This window comes from Flavobacterium sp. B183 (genome assembly GCF_023539155.1).
Taxonomy (GTDB): Bacteria; Bacteroidota; Bacteroidia; order Flavobacteriales; family Flavobacteriaceae; genus Flavobacterium; species Flavobacterium tructae.
This window is the reverse complement of record NZ_CP097434.1, coordinates 451,583-474,435: the sequence shown is the minus strand read 5'-3', so window position 1 is coordinate 474,435 and position 22,853 is coordinate 451,583. Positions and strand designations below refer to the sequence as shown.

Sequence of the window (22,853 nt, the reverse complement as noted above, 5' to 3'; positions counted from 1 at the left end):
GGAGTTTTTTGTGGGCGATGAGGGGTTCGAACCCCCGACCCCCTCGGTGTAAACGAGGTGCTCTGAACCAGCTGAGCTAATCGCCCTATTTTACTAGGTTGCTATCGTTTGTGATTGCGAGTGCAAATATACGCTAGTTTTTGAGTTCTGCAAAGAAAATCGAATAAAAAATAAAACTTTTTTAAAAATGATTTATATCTCGCTGTTTATGAATTTGTTATTAAATTGTTTTTTTGCAGCTTTTTTTCTTTTGGGACTTTTGTTTAGGCAAGCGGCAATTCAGCGACTACAAAAGTGCTTCCTCCAACGTAAATAAAATCATTTTTTGAAGCATTTTTTCTGGCTGTAACAAAAGCATGCTCTACCGAGTCGTAATTTTCCCCTATTAAATGGTGCTTTTTAGCGGCTTCATTTAAAATTTCTGTCTTTAGACCTCTGGATGAATTTGGGCTGCAAAAATAGTATTGTGCATTTTTAGGAAAAAGAGGTAAAATAGAATCGAGATCTTTGTCGTTTACAACTCCCAGAACAATATGTAAATTTTCGAAACTCTCTTTTTGGATTTGTTTCATTACAACAGCCAGTCCGTGCTGGTTGTGGGCAGTATCACAGATGATCTTTGGGTTTTCTCCCAATTGCTGCCATCTGCCTTGTAAGCCGGTATTTTTTACAACCTGTAACAAACCGTTTTTTAGATTTTCGTCTGAGATTTTAAACTCATTTTGAGAATTTAAAATGTGGATTGTCTGCTGTACCGTTTTTTTATTGTGAAACTGATAATCCCCAATTAGATCGGAAGGAAAAACTTCTGTGATTAAATCGGAAGCAAAATAAATAGGAGCTTTATTTAGTTCTGCTTTAGCTAAGAATATAGGTTGAGTCTCAAAGGTGTATTCCCCAATAACAACAGGAACATTTGGTTTTATGATTCCGGCTTTTTCACCAGCAATTGCTGCCGGGGTATTTCCTAAAAACTGAGTATGGTCTAAATCGATGTTGGTAATAACCGATACTAATGGTGTGATTATGTTGGTTGCATCGAGTCTTCCGCCAAGACCAACTTCAATAATAGCAATGTCAGTTTTCTCTGAAGCGAAGTAATCGAAGGCTAGTCCAACAGACATTTCGAAAAAACTCATATCATTGGCTTCAAAAAAGTTTTTGTGTTTGGCTACGAATTGACAAACAAAATCTTCGGAGATTTCCTGGCCATTAATTTTAATTCGTTCCCTAAAATCTTTAAGGTGCGGAGAGGTATACAATCCTACTTTATATCCGGCTTCCTGTAAAACTGAAGCCAGCATGTGCGAGGTCGATCCTTTACCATTGGTTCCGGCAACGTGGATGCATTTTAACTGATCTTGAGGGTTGCCAAGATGTGCAGCCAGCAACTTAATATTAGTCAAATCTTCTTTGTATGCCGAAGCTCCCTGAAGTTGGTACATTGGAAGCTGATTAAACATCCAGTTTGTGGTTTCCTGATAGTTCATTGAATTGCGTTAAAATAGTTTCGAATTGAAATAATTTTCATTTTTTTTAGTTTTATAAGAGAGTGAAAATTATCTTTATTGCAAATTTCAAATATTTTTTAGAATTAATTATTAAAAACAAGAATTAATATATGTTTAGCTACATTCAATTACAAGCTGATACCATCGCAAATGCCTCAAACGTAGTTATCGAAAAGATTGCACCTGAAAATGAAATTTCAATGTTTGGGTTTATTATGAAAGGAGGAGTTTTCTTAATTCCGATTGCACTATTATTATTTTATACTATTTATATCATTTTTGAACGTTACTTATATATCAAAAAAGCATCAAGAATCGATTCCCGATTGATACAGGATGTGGGAGATAAATTAAATGCCGGAAATATTGAATTAGCCAGGACTATTGTGGAAAGAAGTGATACAGCAGCAGGAAATATTCTGAAAGAAGGTGTGCTGGTTATTGGAAGGCCAATTGCTGAGATTGAATCTAACATGGATCGTGCCGCTGATATTGAAATTGGTGAAATGGAAAGAAATTTGGGACATCTGGGACTTATTGCCGGGATTGCTCCAACGCTTGGTTTTATCGGAACTATTTCGGGTGTAATTAAGATTTTCTACAGTATTTCGGTTACTGAAAATATTAGTATTGGAAATATTTCTGGAGGATTGTATGAGAAAATGATCAGCTCGGGTTCCGGACTAATTGTGGGGATTATTGCCTATAGTGCTTATCATTTACTGAATGGAAAGATTGATGATTTTGCGTTGAAGATTCAGAAACAAATATTAGAATTTGTCAATATAATTCAAAGAGCATAAGGTATGTCTATTAAGAGAAAAAGAAGGTTTCATGCTGAAGTGGCGACATCGTCATTAAGTGATATTATGTTTTTCCTGTTGTTGTTTTTCCTTATTATATCAACACTTGCGAATCCTAATGTGATTAAAATGACATTGCCGAAAGCGAAAGCCAATGAAAAAACAAATAAACAATTAATTAGTTTGTCTGTTACCGAAGACAAAAAGTTCTATATCGACAAAGTACCTGTTGAATTTGATGCTTTGGAAACCACTTTAATGTCGAAAATTGGAGCTGACAAACAGCAAACCGTGGTGGTTCGAATTCCGTTTAATCTTCAGGTTCAGGATTTAGTTGATGTGTTGCAAATAGGAGTAAAGAATAATTTAAAGTTTGTTATTGCTACCAGTCCGAAGTAGGATAAACACACAGTTTTGTCCTCTTGGGACGACAGAAAAAAGAATAAACTACTTGATGAAAATAAAAAAGGCTTTCAGGAAATTATGAAAGCCTTTTTTATGGAAACAGATTTATGTAAATCTGTGCAATTTGTGTTTAATCCAGACTGAAATTGTAAATTATTTTTCCAACCTGTTTTGCGGCTGCTTTGTCGTCTGCTGACCATTTTGTGTTCAATGCCGCTATTTTTGCCTGCTCCAGTAAACAGCTTGCCGTATTAGTTGTTCCTTTTATTCCCGCAGTTGCGCTAATGGTTTTACCATTTTGGTCTACAGTAACTTCTACCACTACTTTTCCTTCTTCATTGCAGGTGTATTTTGGTGCCGGTTTAGACAGTGCTTTGCGTCCGTTTAGTGAATATCCAGATCCTCCACCGGAGCCGCCGCCACTTCCGGGGCCATAACCGCTTCCGGTACCAATTCCATTTCCGGTTCCGTTGCCACCGCCAGTTCCTCCTCCCGAACCTCCCGTTCCATAATATCCGTTTGAACTTAGACTGCCGTTCGCTTTTCCTTTGTTTCCAGCTGCTTTATCGTCGCCATCACCACCTTTATTCGATCCTTTTAAAATACTTGATAAAGCATCGTTTGTAGAATTGGAAACTTTTGGTTTTTCAGGAATCGGTTTTACTTCCGGTTTTACAACGGGTGTTGCTTTTTTTGGTTTTTCCTTTGTTGGAATTGCAACACTTTCATCGGTTGTGGTATTTTCCTGAGTTAAAATTGCTTCGTCCGGTGTTGCTTTTGCTGGAGTTTGTCGGGCTTCGTTTTTTACATTTAAAACTTCACTTTTATAATTTGCTCCCGAGCCTAAATCGCTGTCTCCAAAATTTACCGTAACACCTCCGCCACCTCCGCCAGAAGCCAAAGCCACATTGTTCTCCGGATTGTAAGGAGGCCAAAAGCGTATGAGAAATAACAACGCAATTAGTACTGCATAAATAGCAGTAGTGAGTAGTAAGGATTTCTTTTGATCTGAAGAAATGGAACTCATTTTTATTTTGAATTTTGAAATTGTATTATATAAAAAACGCTTAAAAGTAGTAAAAATTGTTTAGAATAGAAGAGTGGGTGATTTTGTGGCTTACTGTTTTTTGCACGCCGATTTAGCTGATTTGCGCAGGTTTTGTAATTAATGGGGAAGCTGAATCAAAAGGATCAGCTGAATCAGTGTGAAACATAAAAAAAAACAGGCCAGATGTTCATCTGGCCCGTTTTGATAAAGTATAAAAAAATTATACTAATTGTTTCAATGCAATTTCAAAAGCAGTTGCACTGATATTTGTTTTGGATGGATTTAAAGTGTGAGCTTTAACAATCGCATTTTTTATAATTTCTGAAGTATCATTAAAGATATCTTCGTCCGTCATCTGAACTTTTTTCTCCATGAAATAAGCAAAAACTCTTGCCATTCCACAGTTTGAAATGAAATCAGGAATCAAACTTACTTTGCTATCCACTTCTTCCATGATAGAACCGAAGAAAATTTCTTTATCAGCAAAAGGTACGTTTGCTCCACATGAAATAACTTCTAATCCATTTGCGATTAAGTTATCGATTTGTTCCTGAGTTACCAATCTTGAAGCTGCACAAGGGGTGAAGATTTCGGCACCAATTGTCCAGATTTTAGTGTTGATTTCGTCAAATGGAATCATGTTATCGGCAACTAATTTGTTTCCGTCTTTATTTAAAAACAAAGTTCTGATTTCTTCAAATGAAAAACCTTCTTCTTTAATTAATCCTCCGTCACGGTCAATAATTCCGATTACTTTAGCACCCATTTCAGCCAAATAGAAAGCGGCAGCTGAACCTACATTTCCAAATCCCTGAACAATTGCTTTTTTACCTTTGATGTCTCCACCGTAAGTGGCATAGAAATGACGAGCCGCTTCGGCAACACCATAACCGGTAATCATGTCGGCAACCGTATATTTTCGGGTTACATCAGGAGAGAACTTTGGGTTTTCGATTACTTTGATAACACCCTGACGCAATTGTCCGATTCTATTAATTTTATCTGCTTCGGTAGGTTTGAAGTGTCCGTTGAAAACACCTTCCTGCGGATGCCATACACCACATTCTTCGGTCATTGGAATTACTTCGTGAATTTCATCTACATTTAAATCTCCTCCAGTTCCGTAGTAACTTTTTAATAAAGGAGAAACGGCTTTGTACCAACGTTGTAATACTCCTTTTTTACGTGGATCATTTGGGTCAAAATTTATTCCTGATTTGGCACCTCCAATGGCTGGTCCTGAAACAGAAAATTTAACTTCCATAGTTTTGGCCAACGATAAAACTTCATTCATATCTAAGCCTTTTCTCATTCTTGTTCCTCCACCCGCAGCTCCACCGCGCAGTGAGTTGATAACAGTCCATCCTTCGGCTTCTGTTTCGGAATCTTTCCAGTTAAAAACAATTTCAGGTGCTTTATTTTCAAATTGCTGTAATAAATCTTTCATTTTGTTGAGATATGTTTAGTTTGTGTAAAAGTATAAAATAGAATAATGCGAATAATGTATCTCGTGTCAAAATTTTATGGAAGCGAAAAAAGAAAGCCGAAAACAATACGTTTTCGGCTTTTGAATTTTATAAATCTAACAAATTATATTCCTAATAAGTGTTTTTTTAATGTCTCATCAACAGGTTTGTCTGAAAGCCAGATTCCGAATAATGCTTTTTTGAAATCAAACCCGGGAATTTTTCCTTTTAAAACTTCATTTTTGTATACATTGATGGTTTGGTCCAGCGGATTATAAGCAAGAACAAACACATCTTTTTCAGTAATCATGTCACTTAAAAAAGTTTTAAATTCTTCGATTCGGGGACGCAATTGATTAAGATTGCTTGACGCAGATTTTTCAAAACCGGCATTCATCGCTTTAGTAAGTTTGCTTGAAGAAACCATTGAAGAAGTAATTTCAATTCGGATTGCCATTTCGGTATCGCTGTCAATAATAAATTGAGGATCCTGACTTAGCTGCGATAAATATAAGGCCTGAACATAAACTTCCAACCACATTTTTGATCGGCCTCCAGCACCATTAAGCTGTAAAGTTTTGCCCTGAAATTCAATTTTTCTTGGAACCGTTACGCCATTCACATCAAGCTGAGTCTGGGCTGAAACGGTTGAGAATTGTATACTAAAAAGGAATGTAAGTAGAAGTAAACTTTTTTTCATGTTTTATGGAAATTATAATTATTGAGCAAAAATAATGTTAATTTATTAATTTTATAGCGTTCTTAAATATGTTTTTTTTGACTCAATTTTGCTTTTTTTGTTTGTATAAGATTAGTAATCAAATTAGTAAGAGTTATTTTACGGGAAGCCGTATATTTTAAGAATTGTTTAATCTTTTGAGCAACTAAACTTTACTAAAATTTTAGAGATCGGACTTTTTTGATCCTGTATTTTATTCTTGTTTTTTAGAGTAATGATTGCAAATTTGATGCGTGTTACGCTAAATTTTTAAGATTATAACGAAAACGTTATCGTAATTATTGCCGATCTAGTAAATTTATATGCGCGCATTGTTAAACTCACTTTTAAAATTTATCTTTGGGAGCCTTTTTACAAAAAAGCAATTCAAAAAAACAAAACAAAAATAACCGTCATCTTAATTTCGATATTTTAAATCGGGTTAAGCTGAGAAAAATAAAAAAGGATAACTATGGATTTTAATCTTACCGAAGAACATTTAATGATTCAACAAGCTGCAAGAGATTTTGCTCAAAACGAATTGCTGCCGGGAGTTATTGAACGTGACGAAAAACAAATTTTTCCGACAGAACAAATAAAAAAAATGGGGCAATTAGGATTCCTTGGAATGATGGTTGATCCTAAATATGGAGGAAGCGGACTGGATGCCATTTCTTATGTAATTGCGATGGAAGAAATTTCAAAAGTAGATGCCTCAGCTTCTGTAGTGATGTCTGTAAACAACTCATTAGTTTGTTGGGGACTGCAGGAATTTGGAACTGAAGAACAAAAACAAAAGTATTTACCAGGTTTAGCATCGGGAGAGATTCACGGAGCATTTTGTTTGAGTGAGCCTGAGGCGGGTAGTGATGCGACTTCTCAAAAAACAACCGCGGTTGATATGGGAGATCATTATTTGGTAAACGGAACAAAAAACTGGATTACCAACGGAAATACAGCATCTGTTTATTTAGTGATTGCACAAACGGATCCGGAGAAAAGACACAAAGGAATCAACGCTTTGATCATGACGAAAGACATGCCAGGCTTTTCTATTGGACCAAAAGAACAAAAAATGGGAATCCGTGGTTCTGATACGCATTCTTTAATGTTTAGTGATGTAAAAGTTCCTAAAGAAAACAGAATTGGAGAAGATGGTTTCGGATTTAAATTTGCCATGAAAACGCTTGCAGGAGGTCGTATCGGAATTGCTTCTCAGGCTTTAGGAATTGCTTCAGGAGCTTATGAACTGGCTTTGAAATATTCTAAAGAGCGTAAAGCTTTCGGAACTGAAATCTGCAACCATCAGGCCATTGCTTTTAAATTGGCAGATATGGCGGTTAATATTGAAGCAGCGCGTCATTTGTGTATGAAAGCAGCCTGGGATAAAGACCAGCATAAAAATTATGATGTAAGTGGTGCAATGGCAAAATTGTTTGCATCGCAAGTAGCAATGGATACTGCCGTTGAAGCGGTTCAGATTCATGGAGGTAACGGTTACGTAAAAGAGTATCATGTAGAGCGTTTAATGCGTGATGCAAAAATTACTCAGATTTACGAAGGAACTTCAGAAATTCAGAAAATTGTAATTTCAAGAGCCGTTATTGCGGGATAAATCTCTTCGAAACTTAGATAATCAAAACCCTTTCAGGCTGCCCAATGTCTGAAAGGGTTTTTGTTTGGATTTTAATTTCGTTATATTTACAGAAATAAACTTTTTATGTACGAAGATTTAAAATACTGGTATTTACGAGACCATAAATTGTTTAGAACTTTGAGTTACTCACAGATCAAACAATTGTGCATTATCACAGGTTTTAAAAAAGCGTCAAAAGGAGAAATTATTTATTTTTCTACTTCAGATTTACCCCGCATATTTTTACTCAAAAAAGGAAATATTAAAATCGTATCTATTGATGAAGAAGGTAATGAAACCATAAAAGACATCATTCAGAAAGGGGATTTGTTTGGCGAATTAACTTTGGAAACAGATGCAAAAAATGAAGAATATGCAAAAGTACTTTCAGATGATGTTGCGATTTGCAGCTTCCTGATGTCAGATTTCGAAGATTTATTACTGAGAAATCCAACGCTCGCACTTTCATATACCAAATTTGTGGGGCTGAAAATGAAACGTATTAAAAATAGTTATGCTAATTTAGTTTCTAAAGATGCAAAAACCAGATTGTATCAGTTTCTTAAAGACTGGGCAGATAAGGAAGGAGTAGCGGAAGGGAATTCGGTAAAGATGGAAAACTATTTGACACAGAATGATATTGCACAAATTATTTGTACTTCAAGACAAACGGCAACCCAATTGCTGAACGAGATGGAAACGAATAAGCTGATACATTACAATAGAAAAGAGATTGTTATTGTTGATATTACCAAAATCTAAGTTATTTTAAGCTAAGTGTAAATTAGCCGACATTTGCCTTTTTCATACTACCGTAATTTTACATTATCAAATTAAGATGTAAAGTTAAAAATTATGAAAAAATTATTTTTTATTGCTCTAGTAGCCTTATGTACTGTTGCTACTGCGCAAAGTTCGCTTCCTAAAATGGCGACCGATATTGCTCCTTTATTAATAGGAGAGAAAATTCCAAATACCACATTAAAATCAGTTGAAAATGCAGCGGTAAAAATCTCTGATTTGCTTGAAAAGAAAAAAACGGTTTTAGTTTTCTATCGCGGTGGCTGGTGCCCTTATTGTAATATGCATCTTCAGGCTTTAGCTGAAGCAGAAAAACAAATTCTGGATCTTGGATACCAGATTATTGCAATAAGTCCTGATGCTCCGGAGCATTTAAAAATTACAGAAGAAAAAGATAAAGTAAAATATACTTTGCTTTCTGACTCTGAAGGAGAATTTACCAAAGCGATTGGAATTGCTTACGAAGCTCCTGAAAACTATAAATCAGTAATTAACGTACATTCTAAAGGAGTCAATAAAAGTTTCTTACCGGTTCCGTCAGTTTTTGTTGTGAATCCAAATGGTGAGATTGCATTCGAGTATATTGCTCCTGACTTTAAGCATCGCATTTCGACTGAATTACTCGTTTCAGTATTAAAAAACCTAAAATAAAACAAGATGAAAAAGCTGTTATTTTTTGTATTGATTTTGGTTTCGGGTATTTCATTTGCTCAGAATGATGCGAAAAGAATAAGTCAGTACAATCTGGAAAATAAAGTAGCCATTCAGGGCTATGATCCTGTGGCCTATTTTAGTCCGGGAAAAGCGATTAAAGGAAAGAATGAATTATCAGCTTCTTATCAGGGAGTGATTTATAAATTTTCTTCCAACGAAAATAAACAGGAATTTTTAAAAAATCCCTCAAGATATGAACCGCAATACGGAGGCTGGTGTGCCTATGCTCTGGGAAGTTCCGGAGAGAAAGTGGAAATAAATCCGGAAACTTTTAAAATTATCGACGGTAAACTCTATTTGTTTTACAATGCCTATTTTAATAATACTTTGAAAAGCTGGAATAAAAATCAGACTAATCTGAAAAAGCAAGCCGACGAGAACTGGAAAAAAATAAACAGGTAACAAGATGGAAAAATCAGAAAAAATAATCTGGGCTTTAAGGATTATAGCAGCCGGAATTTTGTTGCAAACCTTATTTTTTAAATTCAGCGGAGCAGAAGAAAGCATTTATATTTTCTCGACTTTAGGAATTGAACCATACGGAAGAATTGGATCAGGAATAGCCGAATTGGTTGTTGCGATTTTAATTTTAATTCCAAAAACAACATGGATTGGAGCTTTGGGCGGATGTGGAGTGATGGCGGGTGCTATTCTATCTCATTTATTTGTTTTGGGAATTTCAGTCCAGAATGATGGAGGCTTACTTTTTTTACTGGCCCTTATCACCTTATTATGTTGTTTAGGATTACTTTATTTCAATAAAAGTAAATTGTTTAATCTTCTAAATTTAAAATAGCCATGTTACTAAAATCAATACGCCACAGTTTAGATGAACTCGATGATCTGTTAGGTCAATTGACAGATACAGATTATGCAAGACCTTGCCCTGCTCTCAACAATGCAACAATTGGCGAGCATTTGCGACACATTCTGGAAATGTTTATAGGTCTGGAAAAGGGTTACAATTCAGGAGTTGTAAATTACGATAACCGTGAGAGAAATATTCGAATGCAAACGGAAACGGCGTTTGCAAAAGAACTTATAACCGGAATAAAAGCAAATCTGAAAAGTGAGAACAAAACCATTTATTTAGAACAGGTAATAGACGGGCTTGCCCTTCGAATTCAAAGCAATTATTACAGAGAATTGCTATACAATCTGGAGCATTGCATCCACCATCAGGCTTTGATCAAAGTGGCCGTTATGCCGTTTAAAGATGTTTTGATTCATGAGAATTTTGGTGTGGCCCGTTCCACCATAGAATACAGAAAACAATGTGTACAGTAAGTTTCGTCAACCATAACGGAGTGGTAATGATTACTTCAAATCGGGATGAAAAAGTAATCCGTCCGGAAGCTATTGCACCCAGAAACTATTGCCATAATGGTAAAAATGTGATGTACCCGAAAGATTCAAAAGCGGGAGGGACGTGGTTTGCCGTAGATAAAAACGGAACTGTGCTGGTACTTTTGAATGGAGGTACAGAGAAGCATCGGATTTCATTTTTGTATAGAAAAAGCAGGGGACTGATTGCTCTCGATATGATTTCGAGTTCGTCACCTAAGGATTTCTGGGATGAAATTAATCTGGAAGATATCGAACCGTTTACATTGGTTTTGTATCAAAATGAAGAATTATATGAACTGATTTGGGATGGTCTGGTAAAAATTAAGACTCTGTTGGAGAGTTCAAAGAATCACATCTGGTCATCGGTAACTTTATATTCTCCGGAAATTAGAAAGAAACGCTCCAATTGGTTTTTTGATTTTTTAGAGGGTAAGGATGAAATCTTCTCTGCCGATATTTTAGATTTTCATAAAAACACTCAAAATGATGATTCTGAAAACGGATTGGTCATTAATAGAGAAAATGTTTTGAAAACACTTAGCATAACTCAGGTGGTAATCAAGCAGAATAAAGGTACTATGAAGTATTGCGATTTAATTAAGACAAAGGAGTTCTCGACTTCTTTTATAAGTATTTAATGTAGTAAAGATGAAACTATTTTTTCATAAAGTAACCAATTGGGAGTACTGGCCTTTTAAAGTGCTGTACGTTCCTATTTATTTTCTTTGGGCCTATTATGCGATCAAAGCAAGATCAGTATTTTTCTTTAATGCGTCTAATCCGAAGATAAAAAACGGCGGGTTTATAATGGAAAGTAAAAAACAAATTTATGATTTGCTTCCCAGAGAATGTTATCCCAATACTATTTTGATCAAAGAGAATACGGATCTAAATAAGATTGCAGAAAAAATAGTCGAAAACAGAATTTATTTTCCTTTAATCGCTAAACCTGATATCGGTTTAAGGGGGTCTGGTGTGAAAAAAATAAGAAATGTTTTTGAGTTGAGTGAATATGCCGGAAAAGCAAATTTTGATTTTTTATTGCAGAATTTGATTCCATTTAAAAATGAAGTTGGTATTTTTTACGTGCGTCACCCACACCAAAAAGAAGGCAAAATTACCGGAATTGTTTCGAAAGAATTTTTAATTGTTACCGGTGACGGAATCTCGACTATTGAAGGGTTAATCTGTAAAACGCCAAGATTTCAATTGCAGCTTGATGTTTTAAAAGAGGAATACGGAGATCAACTGCAGCAGGTTTTGAAATATGGTGAAAGAGTAAATTTGGTTCCTTTCGGGAATCATGCTCGTGGCGCAAAATTTTTAGATGGAAGCGATTGGATCACACCAAAGTTAACCGCAATGATTGATAAAATTGCTAAAGAGGTTCCGGAATTTTATTTTGGGCGTTTTGATATTATGTACAACACTTTCGAAGAATTAGAACGTGGAGAAAAATTTCAGGTTGTAGAACTTAACGGGGCAGCCAGTGAACCAACACATATTTATGATCCTAAACATTCTGTTTGGTTTGCCTGGAAAGAATTGGCAAGACACATCACTTATATGTATGAGATCAGTGCTGCGAATCATAAAAAGGGAGTCCCATATCTGAATTACAAAGTTGGAATCCGGGAATATAAATTGCATTTGGCTCAGAACAGTAAGATTATAAATTTTTAAAAAATGAAAAGGTTAAAGAATATCTCAGTTGGATTTTTGGTGAGCTTCATCGGATCGATCCCGTTAGGATATTTGAACGTAGTAGGTTTGGAGATTTATTCGAAATCAGGACTTTTTAATTTGGTTTTCTTTCTGTTCGGAGTCATTTTTGTCGAAAGTTTTGTCATTTATTTTACTTTGCTTTTTGCCAGAGAACTAATCGATAATAAAAAATTAATGAAGCTAATTGATTTTTTTGCTATTGGGTTTATGTTTGTTCTGGCTTTTCTCTTTTATTATGGGTTTCATCAAGCCGAAAAATCAAACGATAAATTAAGGGAGTATTTAGGGTATTCACCATTTGTCATCGGAATGATTTTAAATTGTTTCAATTTTTTACAGCTGCCTTTCTGGACGAGCTGGAATCTGTATTTGCTTAACGGAAAGCATATTGTCGTAGAAAAAAAGTTAAAATATTATTATATTGCAGGAACTTTGATTGGTATTTTTTTGGGAATGTTAAGCCTGATTGTGGTTTTACAGACTATTTTTGAGAAAAGTAATCCATTATCAAGGTACGTGATGCCTGTTTTTATTCCGATATTTTTTATGGTCTTAGGGAGTATTCAGGTATTTAAAGTGTATAAAAAATATTTTAAATCGACCGCTTTAGAGGTTTAGCTCCTGAAGCGCAATTAAATCATTCTTTATGAAAAAACTTTATATTCTACTTCCTTTTGTTTTTCTGGCCTGTAAATCAAATCCCGTTACAGTGAACACTACATCTTCAACAGCTGTTTCAAAACCTATTGAAGTAACCTATAAAGTAAAAGAATCTGAGGTTTCAGATTTTCTGAAAGAATTGTCTTCCGATGAGATGGAAGGTCGTGAAACAGGCACAAAAGGTATCGAAAAGGCAGCCGCTTTTTTAGAAAATTTTTTAAAGAAGAACCATGTGACACCTTATTTTACTACCTATAAAGACACGTTGACGAACTTTAAAACACCAGCCTATAATATTGTGGGAGTGATAGAAGGAACCGATCCTGTGCTGAAAAAAGAATTTGTGGTCTTAAGTGCGCATTACGATCACATCGGATTAGAGAAAAAACAACAGGCAGATGTTGTTTTTAACGGAGCGAATGATGATGCGTCCGGAGTTACAGCAGTTGCAGAGATGGCAAAGTATTTTAGCGAAACAAAATCGAACAAACGCAGTATTCTTGTTGTGTTTTTTGCCGGAGAAGAAAAAGGATTGTTAGGTTCTAAAAGTTTGGTGCAAAAACTTAAAAAGCAAAATTTTAATTTATACACACAATTGAATATCGAAATGATTGGTGTACCTATGAAACGGGACTATCTGGCCTATATTACCGGTTTTGACAAAACCAATATGGCTGCGAAAATAAACGAATACACGGGTAAAAAGACTATTGGTTTTTTACCGAAAGAAGCAGAGTACAAACTGTTTTACCGATCGGATAATTATTCTTTTTATGAGGCATTCAAAAAACCATGTCAGTCTATAAGTACTTTCGACTTCGAAAACTTCGACTTTTACCATCATGTCTCAGACGAATTTAAAGTAATGGATATTTCACATATGACTTCTTTTATTCAGGAGTTTCTGCCGGCAGTGACCAAAATTGCAATCACACCAACTGAGGAAATTACAATGAATAAATAATTCTGTCCTTTTATTCGATTTGCTTATTTTTGCTTTATGAAAAATATTATTGTTACCGGAACCAGTCGTGGAATTGGTTACGAATTGGCATTGCAGTTTGCCAATGCAGGTCATCAGGTTTTGGCAATTTCAAGAAAAACACCTCAGGCTCTTTTGGAGCATCAAAACATTAGCTGTTTGTCAGTAGATCTGTCAGATGAAGCGGCTTTACAAGAAGTAGATCAATTTCTTTCGTCTGCCTGGAATAGAGTAGATGCGGTGGTTCATAACGCAGGTGCATTGTTGTTAAAGCCTTTTGCCGAAACCACTCAGTCCGATTTTGAAAGTATTTATAAAGTGAATGTTTTTGCGGTTGCCAACTTAACCCGTATTTGTCTTCCTTATCTTCAAAGCGGAAGCCATGTGGTTACCATCAGTTCTATGGGCGGCGTAAGAGGAAGTCTGAAATTTGCAGGTTTAGCGGCTTATAGTTCCAGTAAAGGAGCTGTAATTACTTTAACCGAATTGCTGGCGGAAGAATATAAAGAAAAAGGAATCTCATTTAATGTTTTGGCACTGGGCTCCGTTCAGACCGAAATGCTAAATGAAGCTTTCCCTGGTTATCAGGCGCCAATATCCGCCGAAGGAATGGCAACCTACATTTATGATTTTACGCTTAACGGAAATAAATATTTTAACGGAAAGGTTTTAGAAGTTTCGTCCACCAATCCATAAGCTAAAATTCCAAACATATATGTCAGGCCGAGCGAAGTCGAAGCCCTTTTTACAAATAACATTTAACTTATAGTGAACGAGACCCTTGCAAAATATATACCGGAGCATGCTGTAAGGCCTGTTTTTGATTTGATTGTTGCCAATCAGGTTCATCTGAAAATCGTCAATGAGCGTCAGACGCGCCATGGGGATTACAGAAGAGGGCCTAGTGGCAAACATGAAATTACGGTGAATGCAAGTTTAAATAAATATCGTTTTCTGATCACGCTGATTCATGAAATTTCGCATTTAGTGGCGTTTGAAAAGTTTGGCAGAAATATTAAACCTCATGGAAATGAATGGAAGTTTACCTTTCAAAGAATGATGGTTCCCTTTATTCGTCCTGAGATTTTCCCAAGTACTTTATTGCCGTTATTAGCCCGACATTTTAAGAACCCTTCAGCAAGTAGTGATACCGATACGACCTTGTCTTTGGCCTTAAAACAATACGATGCACACAACGATAAGAACTATATTTTTGAAATCCCCTATGGAAGTGTATTCAGGATTAAAAATGGTAAAACATTCAAGAAATTGGCCGTTAGAACCAAACGTTTTGAATGCATCGAAATTAGCTCAGGAAAAACATACCTGTTCAATCCAAATGCCGAAGTGGAGATAATCTAATAAAAGAAAATTTCAATAAAAAAAATCCAAATTCCAACTGCATAAGTATTGGAATTTGGAATTTTTTTATTGAGTTTTCCAACGGAATTTGGAATTTTAAAATCTTATCCTTTCAAATAAGCCTCTCGGACTTTTTTAAACAGATTAGAAGAATAAACGAATTTTACAATGGCTTCGTTATCCGTTCTAAAGATTTCTTCTTTAGTTCCCTGCCACGCTTTAACTCCTTTTTTCAGGAATACGATATTCTCACCAATTTCCATCACCGAGTTCATGTCATGGGTATTGATAACGGTTGTAATGTTATATTCTTCTGTAATTTCTTTGATCAGATTATCAATCAGAGTAGAGGTATTTGGGTCCAGACCGGAGTTAGGTTCATCGCAAAATAAGTACTTCGGATTATTTACAATTGCACGTGCAATCGCAACACGCTTCTGCATTCCTCCTGAAATTTCAGAAGGTAATTTTTTATGGGCATCAATTAAGTTTACTCTTTCCAGAACAAAATCAACACGTTCTTTGACTTTAGCCTTGTTATCGTTTGTGAACATTTTTAGCGGGAAAGCGACATTTTCTTCAACAGTCATCGAATCAAATAAAGCACTTCCCTGAAAAACCATTCCGATTTCAGTTCTTAATTCTCTTTTTTCATCCGGATCCAGTTCTGAATAAACACGGCCATCAAATTCAATAGTTCCATTATCGGGAGTATGAATTCCTAGCAGGCTTTTTAATAAAACAGTCTTTCCGGATCCACTTTGTCCAATAATTAAGTTCGTTTTTCCAGTTTCAAAAACTGTCGAAACACCTTTCAGAACTTTGCTGTCGCCAAATGATTTTTCTAAATTTTTTACTTCTATCATGATCCTAGTAACAATTGTGTTAGTATATAATTAAAAAGAATGATTGAAACCGAAGTCCAAACAAACGATACTGTACTGGCTTTACCTACCTCTAGTGCGCCACCTTTCATGTAATAACCGTGAAAAGAAGGAATAGTAGCTAAAAGCATAGCAAATATTAGAGTTTTAATAAAAGCATAAACGATGTGAAAAGGAATGAATTCTATTTGGGCTCCAATAATAAAGTCACTGCTGCTCGTAAAACCTCCGTAAACACCAGCAAGCCATCCACCAAAAATTCCCAAGAACATACTGATTCCAATCACAAAAGGATATAATAGTAAAGCAATAATTTTAGGGAAAACAAGATAGTTAAGAGAGTTTACACCCATAACTTCCAAAGCATCGATTTGCTCTGTAACACGCATAGTTCCGATGCTTGAAGTAATAAAAGATCCCATTTTTCCGGCCATAATTACCGAAATAAAAGTAGGAGCAAACTCCAAAATCACAGATTGACGTGTAGCAAAACCGATTAAATATTTTGGGATTAAAGGATTAGTTAAGTTTAAAGCCGTTTGAATCGCAACAACACCTCCAACAAAGAAAGAGATAAAGCAAACGATACCAAGAGAGTCAATAATCAAATCATCAATTTCTTTAAAAATTAATTGTCGCATAACAGGCCATTTAGTCTGTTTATTGAAAATCTCTTTCAGCATTAAAAAATATTTCCCAACCTGGGATAAGTAACGAATTAGCATCATAGTTTTACAAATATTGGCTAAATTAAGGATTAGTTTACAGTTTATAGTTTCAGTTTACAGTTTTTTAATTTTTTTAAGATTTAAAAAACTTCTGTTTCATTTTCTGCAAACGATAATTTCTAATAAATTTAGCTTGTTCGGGAGTAACGAGTAATGGCGTTTTTGCTTTTTTTGCTTTCCAGAATCCACGGATATAATCCAAAAAGAGAAATGGTTTTTTCTTCATCATGGCCAGTTTAGCCGATGCGATTGCGGTAATCCAGAAACCATATCCTAAAGTATAAAATGCTTCGCCTTGTTTGTATCGGGCCGTTTTGTTATAGTTGGCACCGGTTGGCTTTAGATGTTTTACGTGTAAAGAAGCGTCGGTGGCAATTTTCCATCCGTAATATTTACAAAGAAGTTCGTCTACAGTGTCCCAGCCCATAGCAGGTTTTAAACCTCCAATTTGCTGAAAAGTTTCTTTGCGATAGGCTTTGAGTGCTCCGCGAATATGATCTTTATCGGTAAGGTTTTCTAAAATCCAGTCTCCATTTTTTTCAATATAACAAAAACCTCCCGCCATTCCTACTTTTGAATCAGACTGAAAATGTGCGATAATAGTTTCGAAATAATTGAAAGGAAAAATAAGATCACCGTCTATTTTTACCATAATATCATAGTCGGAATCCAAAGTTTCTAAGCCTTTCTGAAACGCCTGAATCACTTTACTTCCCGGCATATGAATGGCATCTGATGTTTTGTTTACAACAGAAATAAAAGGATTTTCTTTTGCAAAACCCAGTACGATTTCTTCTGTTCGATCTGTTGAATTGTCATTTACCACAACAACTTTTGATGGTAAAACAGTTTGTGAAACCAAAGACTGTAAGGTTAAGCCAATTAAATCTTGTTCGTTGTGAGCCGGGATGACGATGTAATACTTCATAATTTTCAATTTAAATCCCAATTCTTTAAATTCCAAATTCCAATCAAAACGGGCTTAATTGGAATTTGGAATTTTTTTATTGGAATTTGACTTTAGGCTTTTATTTTTTCCGCCACAACAATATAATATCGTGGAGTAAAATATCTCAATAAAGGTCTGAAACCAAACTTCTTTACCGGATGCGTGAATTTTTGACGATCAGTAATTTTCCAGCCTGTTTTTTCTAAAAGCCAGTCCAATTGCCAGTCTTCGAATTCATGATAATGTCTGTCCCACATATCAGTTTTAGAACGATATGCAGATGAAAACCATAAACGTAATGGAATTGATATTAACAATTTATCACATTTTACATTTTGCAGAATAGTATAGGGATTTAGCAAATGTTCGAAAATTTCAAAAGCGGTAAAAACACTATATTCTTCCGTTTGTAAAGCCGTTTGATCGTTGTCCAGATCTTCGCCTTTTGTATTTTTTACAGTATAACCATTTTCTTCCATTATCTTAGAGAATGGATTTGGTACACCAAAATCAAAAATAGTCTCTGATGTTTTAACGTGTTTTTGTAAAAATTCTAAAGTAAGTTTGAATCTTTTATTGGGAAACGTTTTTTCGTACATAGTCATTGCGAGGAACGAAACAATTTCTCGTTCTTGATTTTATAATTAGGTCGCAAATATACTAAAAAAAGTCCGCACCATAGGTTACGGACTTTTTTAGTTTACAGTCGCAGTATTTAGTCACAGTATTCCGTCTCAGTTTGCAGTCTACTGAATACTGAGACTGAATACTGAAAACTGCGACTTAAAACTAATATCTGTAAACAAAAGCATTGACATTCATTCCTGCCCCAACAGAGGCAAAAATAACAACATCACCTTTATTTATTTCGTGATTTTCCAGTTTCCCCTGTATCAATAAATCATAAAGAGTTGGTACTGTAGCAACACTGGAATTTCCTAAATCATGTATGCACATTGGCATAATGTTTTCAGGAGGTGTTTTTTCGTATAGTTTATAAAAACGGGCAATAATGGCTTCATCCATTTTTTCATTGGCCTGATGAATCAGAATTTTTTTCACTTCATCAATGGATATTCCACTTTTATCAAGACAGCTTTTCATCGCACATGGTACCTGACTTAAGGCAAATTCGTAAATTTTACGTCCGTACATTTTGATGTATTTAATGTCCGGATCTAAATCGGGGTTGTATGATTTTCCAAAGAATAGGTAGTTGGCTTCATCAGTTGCAAAAGTAGCACTTTCATAAGATAGTAATCCTGCTTCATCATCAGAAGCTTCTAAAATAGAAACACCTGCACCATCTGAGTAAATCATAGAATCGCGATCGTGATCGTCAACTACTCTTGAAAGTGTTTCAGAACCAATTACCATCACTCTTTTTGCCATGCCTGATTTTATAAAGGCATTGGCCTGCAGGACACCTTCAATCCAGCCCGGACAGCCAAAAATAATATCATAAGCCACACATTTAGGATTTTTAATACCTAGTTTGTTTTTTACACGTGTTGCTAAACTTGGAAGAATATCAGTTTGATGGGTTCCCGCTTTTACGTCACCAAAATTATGTGCGTAAATGATGTAGTCTAAGGTTTCGCGATCTATTTTAGCATTTTCAAGAGCTTTTTCGGAGGCAAAAAAGGCCAAATCAGATGAGGTATGTTGGTCTTCGGCATAACGACGATTTTCGATACCAGTGATGCCTTTGAATTTTTTTATTACAACTTCGTTAGGGTAACCAAAAGGAGTTCCGTCCTCATTTAAAAAAACATGATCACCAAAGTCAGTATTACTTACTTCTTGAGTAGGAATGTAACTTCCTATACCTATTATTTTTATTTTCATTATTCCTTTATTGTCCGGTAAATTTAGGGCTAAAGTATAAATAAAATCATGATAACTATCATAAAAAATAGTATGCACGCATATAATTGAGGAATAGTAATTTTTTGGGAGATATATTGGTTATTTTATAATGAATTATAGATTTTAGCGAGATTTCAAACGTTTGCGATCGGTGGTTTATTGGTGTAATTTTTCTCTTAGAGTAAAAAGTTTTTTTTGATTTGTTACAAATGAAACAGAAGCATGTAAAAGTGTTGAAATAAAAAATCCGACAGGTTTTTAAAACCTGTCGGATTTGGATAATATATATTAAAAGAAAAACTTAATTTTTAGTTTTCCATATAAGCCTCAATAGGAGCACAGCTGCAAACTAAATTTCTGTCTCCGTATGCGTCATCTACACGACGAACTGATGGCCAGAATTTATTGTCGGCAATGTATTCTAATGGGTAAGCTGCTGTTTCTCTTGAATAAGGGAAATCCCAGGTGTCAGCAGTTAACATTGCTAATGTATGAGGTGCATTTTTTAATACATTGTTTTTATCATCAGCTGTTGCAGCTTCAATTTCTTTTCTAATTGAAATAAGAGCATCACAAAAACGATCTAACTCTGCTAAATCTTCAGATTCTGTAGGTTCAATCATTAAAGTTCCGGCAACCGGGAAAGAAACGGTAGGAGCATGGAAACCATAATCCATTAAACGCTTCGCGATATCACCAACTTCAATTCCGTTTTCTTTAAATGCACGGCAATCTAAGATCATTTCGTGAGCCGCTCTTCCGCATTCTCCTGTATAAAGAATTGGGTAGTGTCCTTCGAAACGTGTTTTCATGTAGTTAGCGTTCAAAATTGCATGCTCAGTAGCACTTTTTAATCCTTCACCACCCATCATTGTGATGTAGCCGTAAGAAATTAAACATACTAAAGCTGATCCGTAAGGTGCAGATGAAATGGCTGTAATCGCTTGTTCACCACCTACTTTAAGGATTGGGTTTGTTGGTAAGAAAGGAACCAGTTTTTCGTTCACACAGATTGGTCCAACTCCAGGTCCACCGCCACCGTGAGGAATAGCGAATGTTTTGTGTAAGTTTAAGTGACAAACGTCAGCGCCAATTGTAGCCGGGTTAGTTAAACCAACCTGAGCATTCATATTAGCACCATCCATATATACTAATCCGCCATTGTCGTGGATTAATTTAGTAATTTCAATGATTGAAGATTCGAAAACTCCGTGAGTAGAAGGATATGTTACCATCAAACAAGATAAATCATCTTTATGTTCGATCGCTTTTTCTCTTAAATCCTCTACATCAATGTTTCCTTCAGGAGTAGTTTTGGTTACAATGATTTTCATTCCGGCCATAGCTGCAGAAGCAGGATTGGTTCCGTGAGCTGATGAAGGAATCAAACATACATTACGGTGACCATCGTTTCTTGACATGTGGTAAGCACGAATAGCCATTAGACCGGCATATTCTCCTTGTGCTCCTGAGTTAGGTTGTAATGTTGTTCCCGCAAATCCGGTAATTACATTTAACTGCTGCTCTAATTTTTTAAGCATGGTGATGTAACCTTCTGCCTGTTCAACTGGTGCAAAAGGGTGAATGCTGTTCCAGTTCGGCATTGATAAAGGAAGCATTTCTGAAGCTGCGTTTAATTTCATTGTACAAGAACCTAATGAAATCATCGAATGATTCAATGATAAATCTTTACGTTCTAATTTTTTGATGTAACGCATCAACTGACTTTCTGAATGATGATTGTTGAATACATCATGTGTTAAGAAAGGAGATGTTCTTTCTAATGAAGCCGGTAACTGACTTGCCTCAGATAATTCAGAAACGGTAAAAGTTTCTTTTCCTAAAGCTTCAGCAAAAATGGCAATAATTTGGTTGATGTCAGCAATTGAAGTCGTTTCGTTAAATGAAATCGAAATGGATTCGGCATCAGGATAGAAGAAGTTTACTTCGTTTTTCTCCGCAACAGCTTTTACTTTTTGAGCGTCAGCTTTTACTAAAATAGTATCAAAGTAAGCAGTGTTGGTTTGGTAAACTCCTAATTTATTTAAGGCTTCAGCAGCAGTAACCGCCGATGCATGAACTTTGTTTGCAATGTATTGTAGCCCTTTTGGTCCGTGGTAAACTGCGTACATTCCGGCCATAACCGCTAATAATACCTGAGCAGTACAAATATTTGAAGTCGCTTTTTCACGTTTAATGTGTTGCTCACGAGTTCCTAACGCCATACGTAACGCACGGTTTCCGTTTACATCGATCGAAACACCAATGATACGGCCCGGCATAGAGCGTTTGTATTCTTCTTTAGTGGCAAAGAATGCAGCATGAGGTCCGCCATAACCCATTGGTACACCAAAACGTTGTGAAGTTCCAACTACTACAGCAGCTCCCATTTCTCCAGGAGAAGTTAAAGCAGCTAATGATAAAATATCAGCAGCGAAGGCCACTTTAATTTCATTTTCTTTTGCTTTAGCAACAAAAGTGCTGTAATCGTTTACCTGACCGTATTTTCCTGGGTACTGTAAAATAGCTCCGAAAAATTCATTTGAAAAATCAAATGTTTCATGGTTTCCAACTACTAATTCAATTCCAACCGGAGTTGAACGTGTTTGAAGAATAGATAAAGTTTGTGGCAAAATTTCTTCAGAAACGAAGAATTTGTTTGTATTGTTTTTCTTTTGGTCACGTGTACGAACGTCAAATAATAACGCCATAGCTTCTGCAGCAGCAGTTCCTTCATCTAATAAAGAGGCATTGGCGATTTCCATTCCAGTTAATTCAATAACCGTAGTCTGGAAATTTAAAATAGCTTCAAGACGACCTTGAGCAATTTCAGCCTGATAAGGAGTATAAGCTGTATACCATCCCGGGTTTTCAAAAATGTTTCTTTGAATTGGAGCCGGAACGATTGTTGGATGGTAACCCAAACCAATATATGATTTGAATACTTTATTTTTCTTTCCTAATTCCTGAATATGGTTTGCAAACTCATACTCCGTCATAGCCGGATCTAAGTTTAATGGTGCTTTTAAACGAATATCATCCGGAAGGGTTTCATAAACAAGTTGTTCGATCGATTCAACTCCGATAGTCTGTAACATGTGTTGAAGATCTGTTTCTCTTGGACCAATGTGTCTTAAAGCAAAAGCATCTGTTTTCATATAGTAGTAAAAGTGTTGTTTTTTAGTCGCGCAAAATTAAGTATTAATAATAATTTAATGCACATTTTTAACTTCATTTTTTGTGAA

The 22,853-nt window shown here is 35.6% G+C and carries 24 protein-coding genes and 1 tRNA gene; 14 read left to right on the top strand and 11 right to left on the bottom strand.

The window, feature by feature from the left end; translation table 11 throughout:
• Nucleotides 1-11: 11 nt before the first annotated feature.
• Nucleotides 12-86: transfer RNA gene (locus tag M4I44_RS02235), tRNA-Val, on the bottom strand.
• Nucleotides 87-263: 177 nt separating this feature from the next.
• Complete coding sequence (locus tag M4I44_RS02230; RefSeq protein ID WP_249966396.1) at nt 264-1,490, bottom strand: folylpolyglutamate synthase/dihydrofolate synthase family protein; 1,227 nt, start codon at nt 1,488-1,490, stop codon at nt 264-266.
• Nucleotides 1,491-1,621: 131 nt separating this feature from the next.
• Here M4I44_RS02230 and M4I44_RS02225 point away from each other — a divergent pair, with 131 nt between their 5' ends.
• Entirely contained in the window at nt 1,622-2,314 is a 693-nt protein-coding gene (locus tag M4I44_RS02225; protein ID WP_017498783.1) for a MotA/TolQ/ExbB proton channel family protein, read from the top strand.
• A gap of 3 nt (nt 2,315-2,317) precedes the next feature.
• Complete coding sequence (locus M4I44_RS02220) at nt 2,318-2,713, top strand: biopolymer transporter ExbD (protein ID WP_026110223.1); 396 nt, start codon at nt 2,318-2,320, stop codon at nt 2,711-2,713.
• A gap of 136 nt (nt 2,714-2,849) precedes the next feature.
• On the opposite strand, the gene M4I44_RS02215 is transcribed toward M4I44_RS02220, so the two are convergent.
• The 3 genes from M4I44_RS02215 to M4I44_RS02205 form a co-directional block, all read right to left on the bottom strand.
• Nucleotides 2,850-3,746, bottom strand: coding sequence for an energy transducer TonB (locus tag M4I44_RS02215; RefSeq protein WP_249966395.1), 897 nt, complete (start codon nt 3,744-3,746; stop codon nt 2,850-2,852).
• A 241-nt stretch (nt 3,747-3,987) separates the two neighbouring features.
• On the bottom strand, nt 3,988-5,214 hold the full coding sequence (locus M4I44_RS02210) for a Glu/Leu/Phe/Val dehydrogenase dimerization domain-containing protein (RefSeq protein ID WP_017498779.1): 1,227 nt from the start codon (nt 5,212-5,214) through the stop codon (nt 3,988-3,990).
• 143 nt (nt 5,215-5,357) lie between these two features.
• Nucleotides 5,358-5,933 (bottom strand): chalcone isomerase family protein, encoded by a 576-nt coding sequence (locus M4I44_RS02205; protein ID WP_017498778.1) that lies wholly within the window; start codon nt 5,931-5,933, stop codon nt 5,358-5,360.
• A gap of 490 nt (nt 5,934-6,423) precedes the next feature.
• On the opposite strand from M4I44_RS02205, the gene M4I44_RS02200 reads away from it, so the two are divergent.
• The 12 genes from M4I44_RS02200 to M4I44_RS02145 all read left to right on the top strand — a co-directional run bounded on the left by M4I44_RS02200 (nt 6,424) and on the right by M4I44_RS02145 (nt 15,178).
• On the top strand, nt 6,424-7,566 hold the full coding sequence (locus tag M4I44_RS02200; RefSeq protein WP_026110222.1) for an acyl-CoA dehydrogenase: 1,143 nt from the start codon (nt 6,424-6,426) through the stop codon (nt 7,564-7,566).
• A gap of 105 nt (nt 7,567-7,671) precedes the next feature.
• Complete coding sequence (locus M4I44_RS02195; RefSeq protein WP_017498776.1) at nt 7,672-8,349, top strand: Crp/Fnr family transcriptional regulator; 678 nt, start codon at nt 7,672-7,674, stop codon at nt 8,347-8,349.
• A 93-nt stretch (nt 8,350-8,442) separates the two neighbouring features.
• A complete protein-coding gene (locus M4I44_RS02190; protein WP_249966394.1) occupies nt 8,443-9,039 on the top strand; it encodes a peroxiredoxin-like family protein in 597 nt (198 codons plus the stop codon).
• A 6-nt stretch (nt 9,040-9,045) separates the two neighbouring features.
• Nucleotides 9,046-9,504 (top strand): YHS domain-containing (seleno)protein, encoded by a 459-nt coding sequence (locus M4I44_RS02185; RefSeq protein ID WP_249966393.1) that lies wholly within the window; start codon nt 9,046-9,048, stop codon nt 9,502-9,504.
• 4 nt (nt 9,505-9,508) lie between these two features.
• On the top strand, nt 9,509-9,898 hold the full coding sequence (locus M4I44_RS02180) for a DoxX family membrane protein (RefSeq protein WP_070907936.1): 390 nt from the start codon (nt 9,509-9,511) through the stop codon (nt 9,896-9,898).
• Nucleotides 9,899-9,900: 2 nt separating this feature from the next.
• Nucleotides 9,901-10,389, top strand: coding sequence for a DinB family protein (locus tag M4I44_RS02175; RefSeq protein WP_249966392.1), 489 nt, complete (start codon nt 9,901-9,903; stop codon nt 10,387-10,389).
• The gene (locus M4I44_RS02170; RefSeq protein ID WP_249966391.1) at nt 10,377-11,087 is read left to right on the top strand and encodes an NRDE family protein; all 711 of its coding nucleotides are present in this window, start codon (nt 10,377-10,379) and stop codon (nt 11,085-11,087) included. The genes M4I44_RS02175 and M4I44_RS02170 overlap by 13 nt, the downstream gene beginning before the upstream one ends.
• A gap of 10 nt (nt 11,088-11,097) precedes the next feature.
• On the top strand, nt 11,098-12,132 hold the full coding sequence (locus M4I44_RS02165; protein WP_017498770.1) for a hypothetical protein: 1,035 nt from the start codon (nt 11,098-11,100) through the stop codon (nt 12,130-12,132).
• Nucleotides 12,133-12,135: 3 nt separating this feature from the next.
• Nucleotides 12,136-12,792 carry a hypothetical protein gene (locus M4I44_RS02160; protein ID WP_249966390.1) on the top strand — a complete coding sequence of 219 codons (657 nt, stop codon included), beginning with the start codon at nt 12,136-12,138 and terminating at the stop codon, nt 12,790-12,792.
• 28 nt (nt 12,793-12,820) lie between these two features.
• The gene (locus tag M4I44_RS02155; protein ID WP_249966389.1) at nt 12,821-13,798 is read left to right on the top strand and encodes a M20/M25/M40 family metallo-hydrolase; all 978 of its coding nucleotides are present in this window, start codon (nt 12,821-12,823) and stop codon (nt 13,796-13,798) included.
• Nucleotides 13,799-13,834: 36 nt separating this feature from the next.
• Nucleotides 13,835-14,512 carry an SDR family oxidoreductase gene (locus tag M4I44_RS02150; RefSeq protein ID WP_017498767.1) on the top strand — a complete coding sequence of 226 codons (678 nt, stop codon included), beginning with the start codon at nt 13,835-13,837 and terminating at the stop codon, nt 14,510-14,512.
• Nucleotides 14,513-14,584: 72 nt separating this feature from the next.
• A complete protein-coding gene (locus M4I44_RS02145) occupies nt 14,585-15,178 on the top strand; it encodes a SprT-like domain-containing protein (protein WP_249966388.1) in 594 nt (197 codons plus the stop codon).
• 104 nt (nt 15,179-15,282) lie between these two features.
• On the opposite strand, the gene M4I44_RS02140 is transcribed toward M4I44_RS02145, so the two are convergent.
• The 6 genes from M4I44_RS02140 to gcvP form a co-directional block, all read right to left on the bottom strand.
• Nucleotides 15,283-16,044 carry an ABC transporter ATP-binding protein gene (locus tag M4I44_RS02140; protein ID WP_017495095.1) on the bottom strand — a complete coding sequence of 254 codons (762 nt, stop codon included), beginning with the start codon at nt 16,042-16,044 and terminating at the stop codon, nt 15,283-15,285.
• On the bottom strand, nt 16,041-16,790 hold the full coding sequence (locus tag M4I44_RS02135) for an ABC transporter permease (RefSeq protein ID WP_017495094.1): 750 nt from the start codon (nt 16,788-16,790) through the stop codon (nt 16,041-16,043). Before M4I44_RS02135 ends, M4I44_RS02140 begins: the two co-directional genes overlap by 4 nt.
• A gap of 73 nt (nt 16,791-16,863) precedes the next feature.
• Entirely contained in the window at nt 16,864-17,718 is an 855-nt protein-coding gene (locus M4I44_RS02130) for a glycosyltransferase family 2 protein (protein ID WP_249966387.1), read from the bottom strand.
• Nucleotides 17,719-17,810: 92 nt separating this feature from the next.
• The gene (locus M4I44_RS02125) at nt 17,811-18,338 is read right to left on the bottom strand and encodes a methyltransferase (RefSeq protein ID WP_017495092.1); all 528 of its coding nucleotides are present in this window, start codon (nt 18,336-18,338) and stop codon (nt 17,811-17,813) included.
• 190 nt (nt 18,339-18,528) lie between these two features.
• Entirely contained in the window at nt 18,529-19,587 is a 1,059-nt protein-coding gene (locus M4I44_RS02120) for a 3-oxoacyl-ACP synthase III family protein (RefSeq protein WP_017495091.1), read from the bottom strand.
• A gap of 329 nt (nt 19,588-19,916) precedes the next feature.
• Nucleotides 19,917-22,766, bottom strand: a complete 2,850-nt coding sequence (gcvP, locus tag M4I44_RS02115; protein WP_249966386.1) for an aminomethyl-transferring glycine dehydrogenase — start codon at nt 22,764-22,766, stop codon at nt 19,917-19,919.
• Between the last annotated feature and the right edge of the window lie 87 nt (nt 22,767-22,853).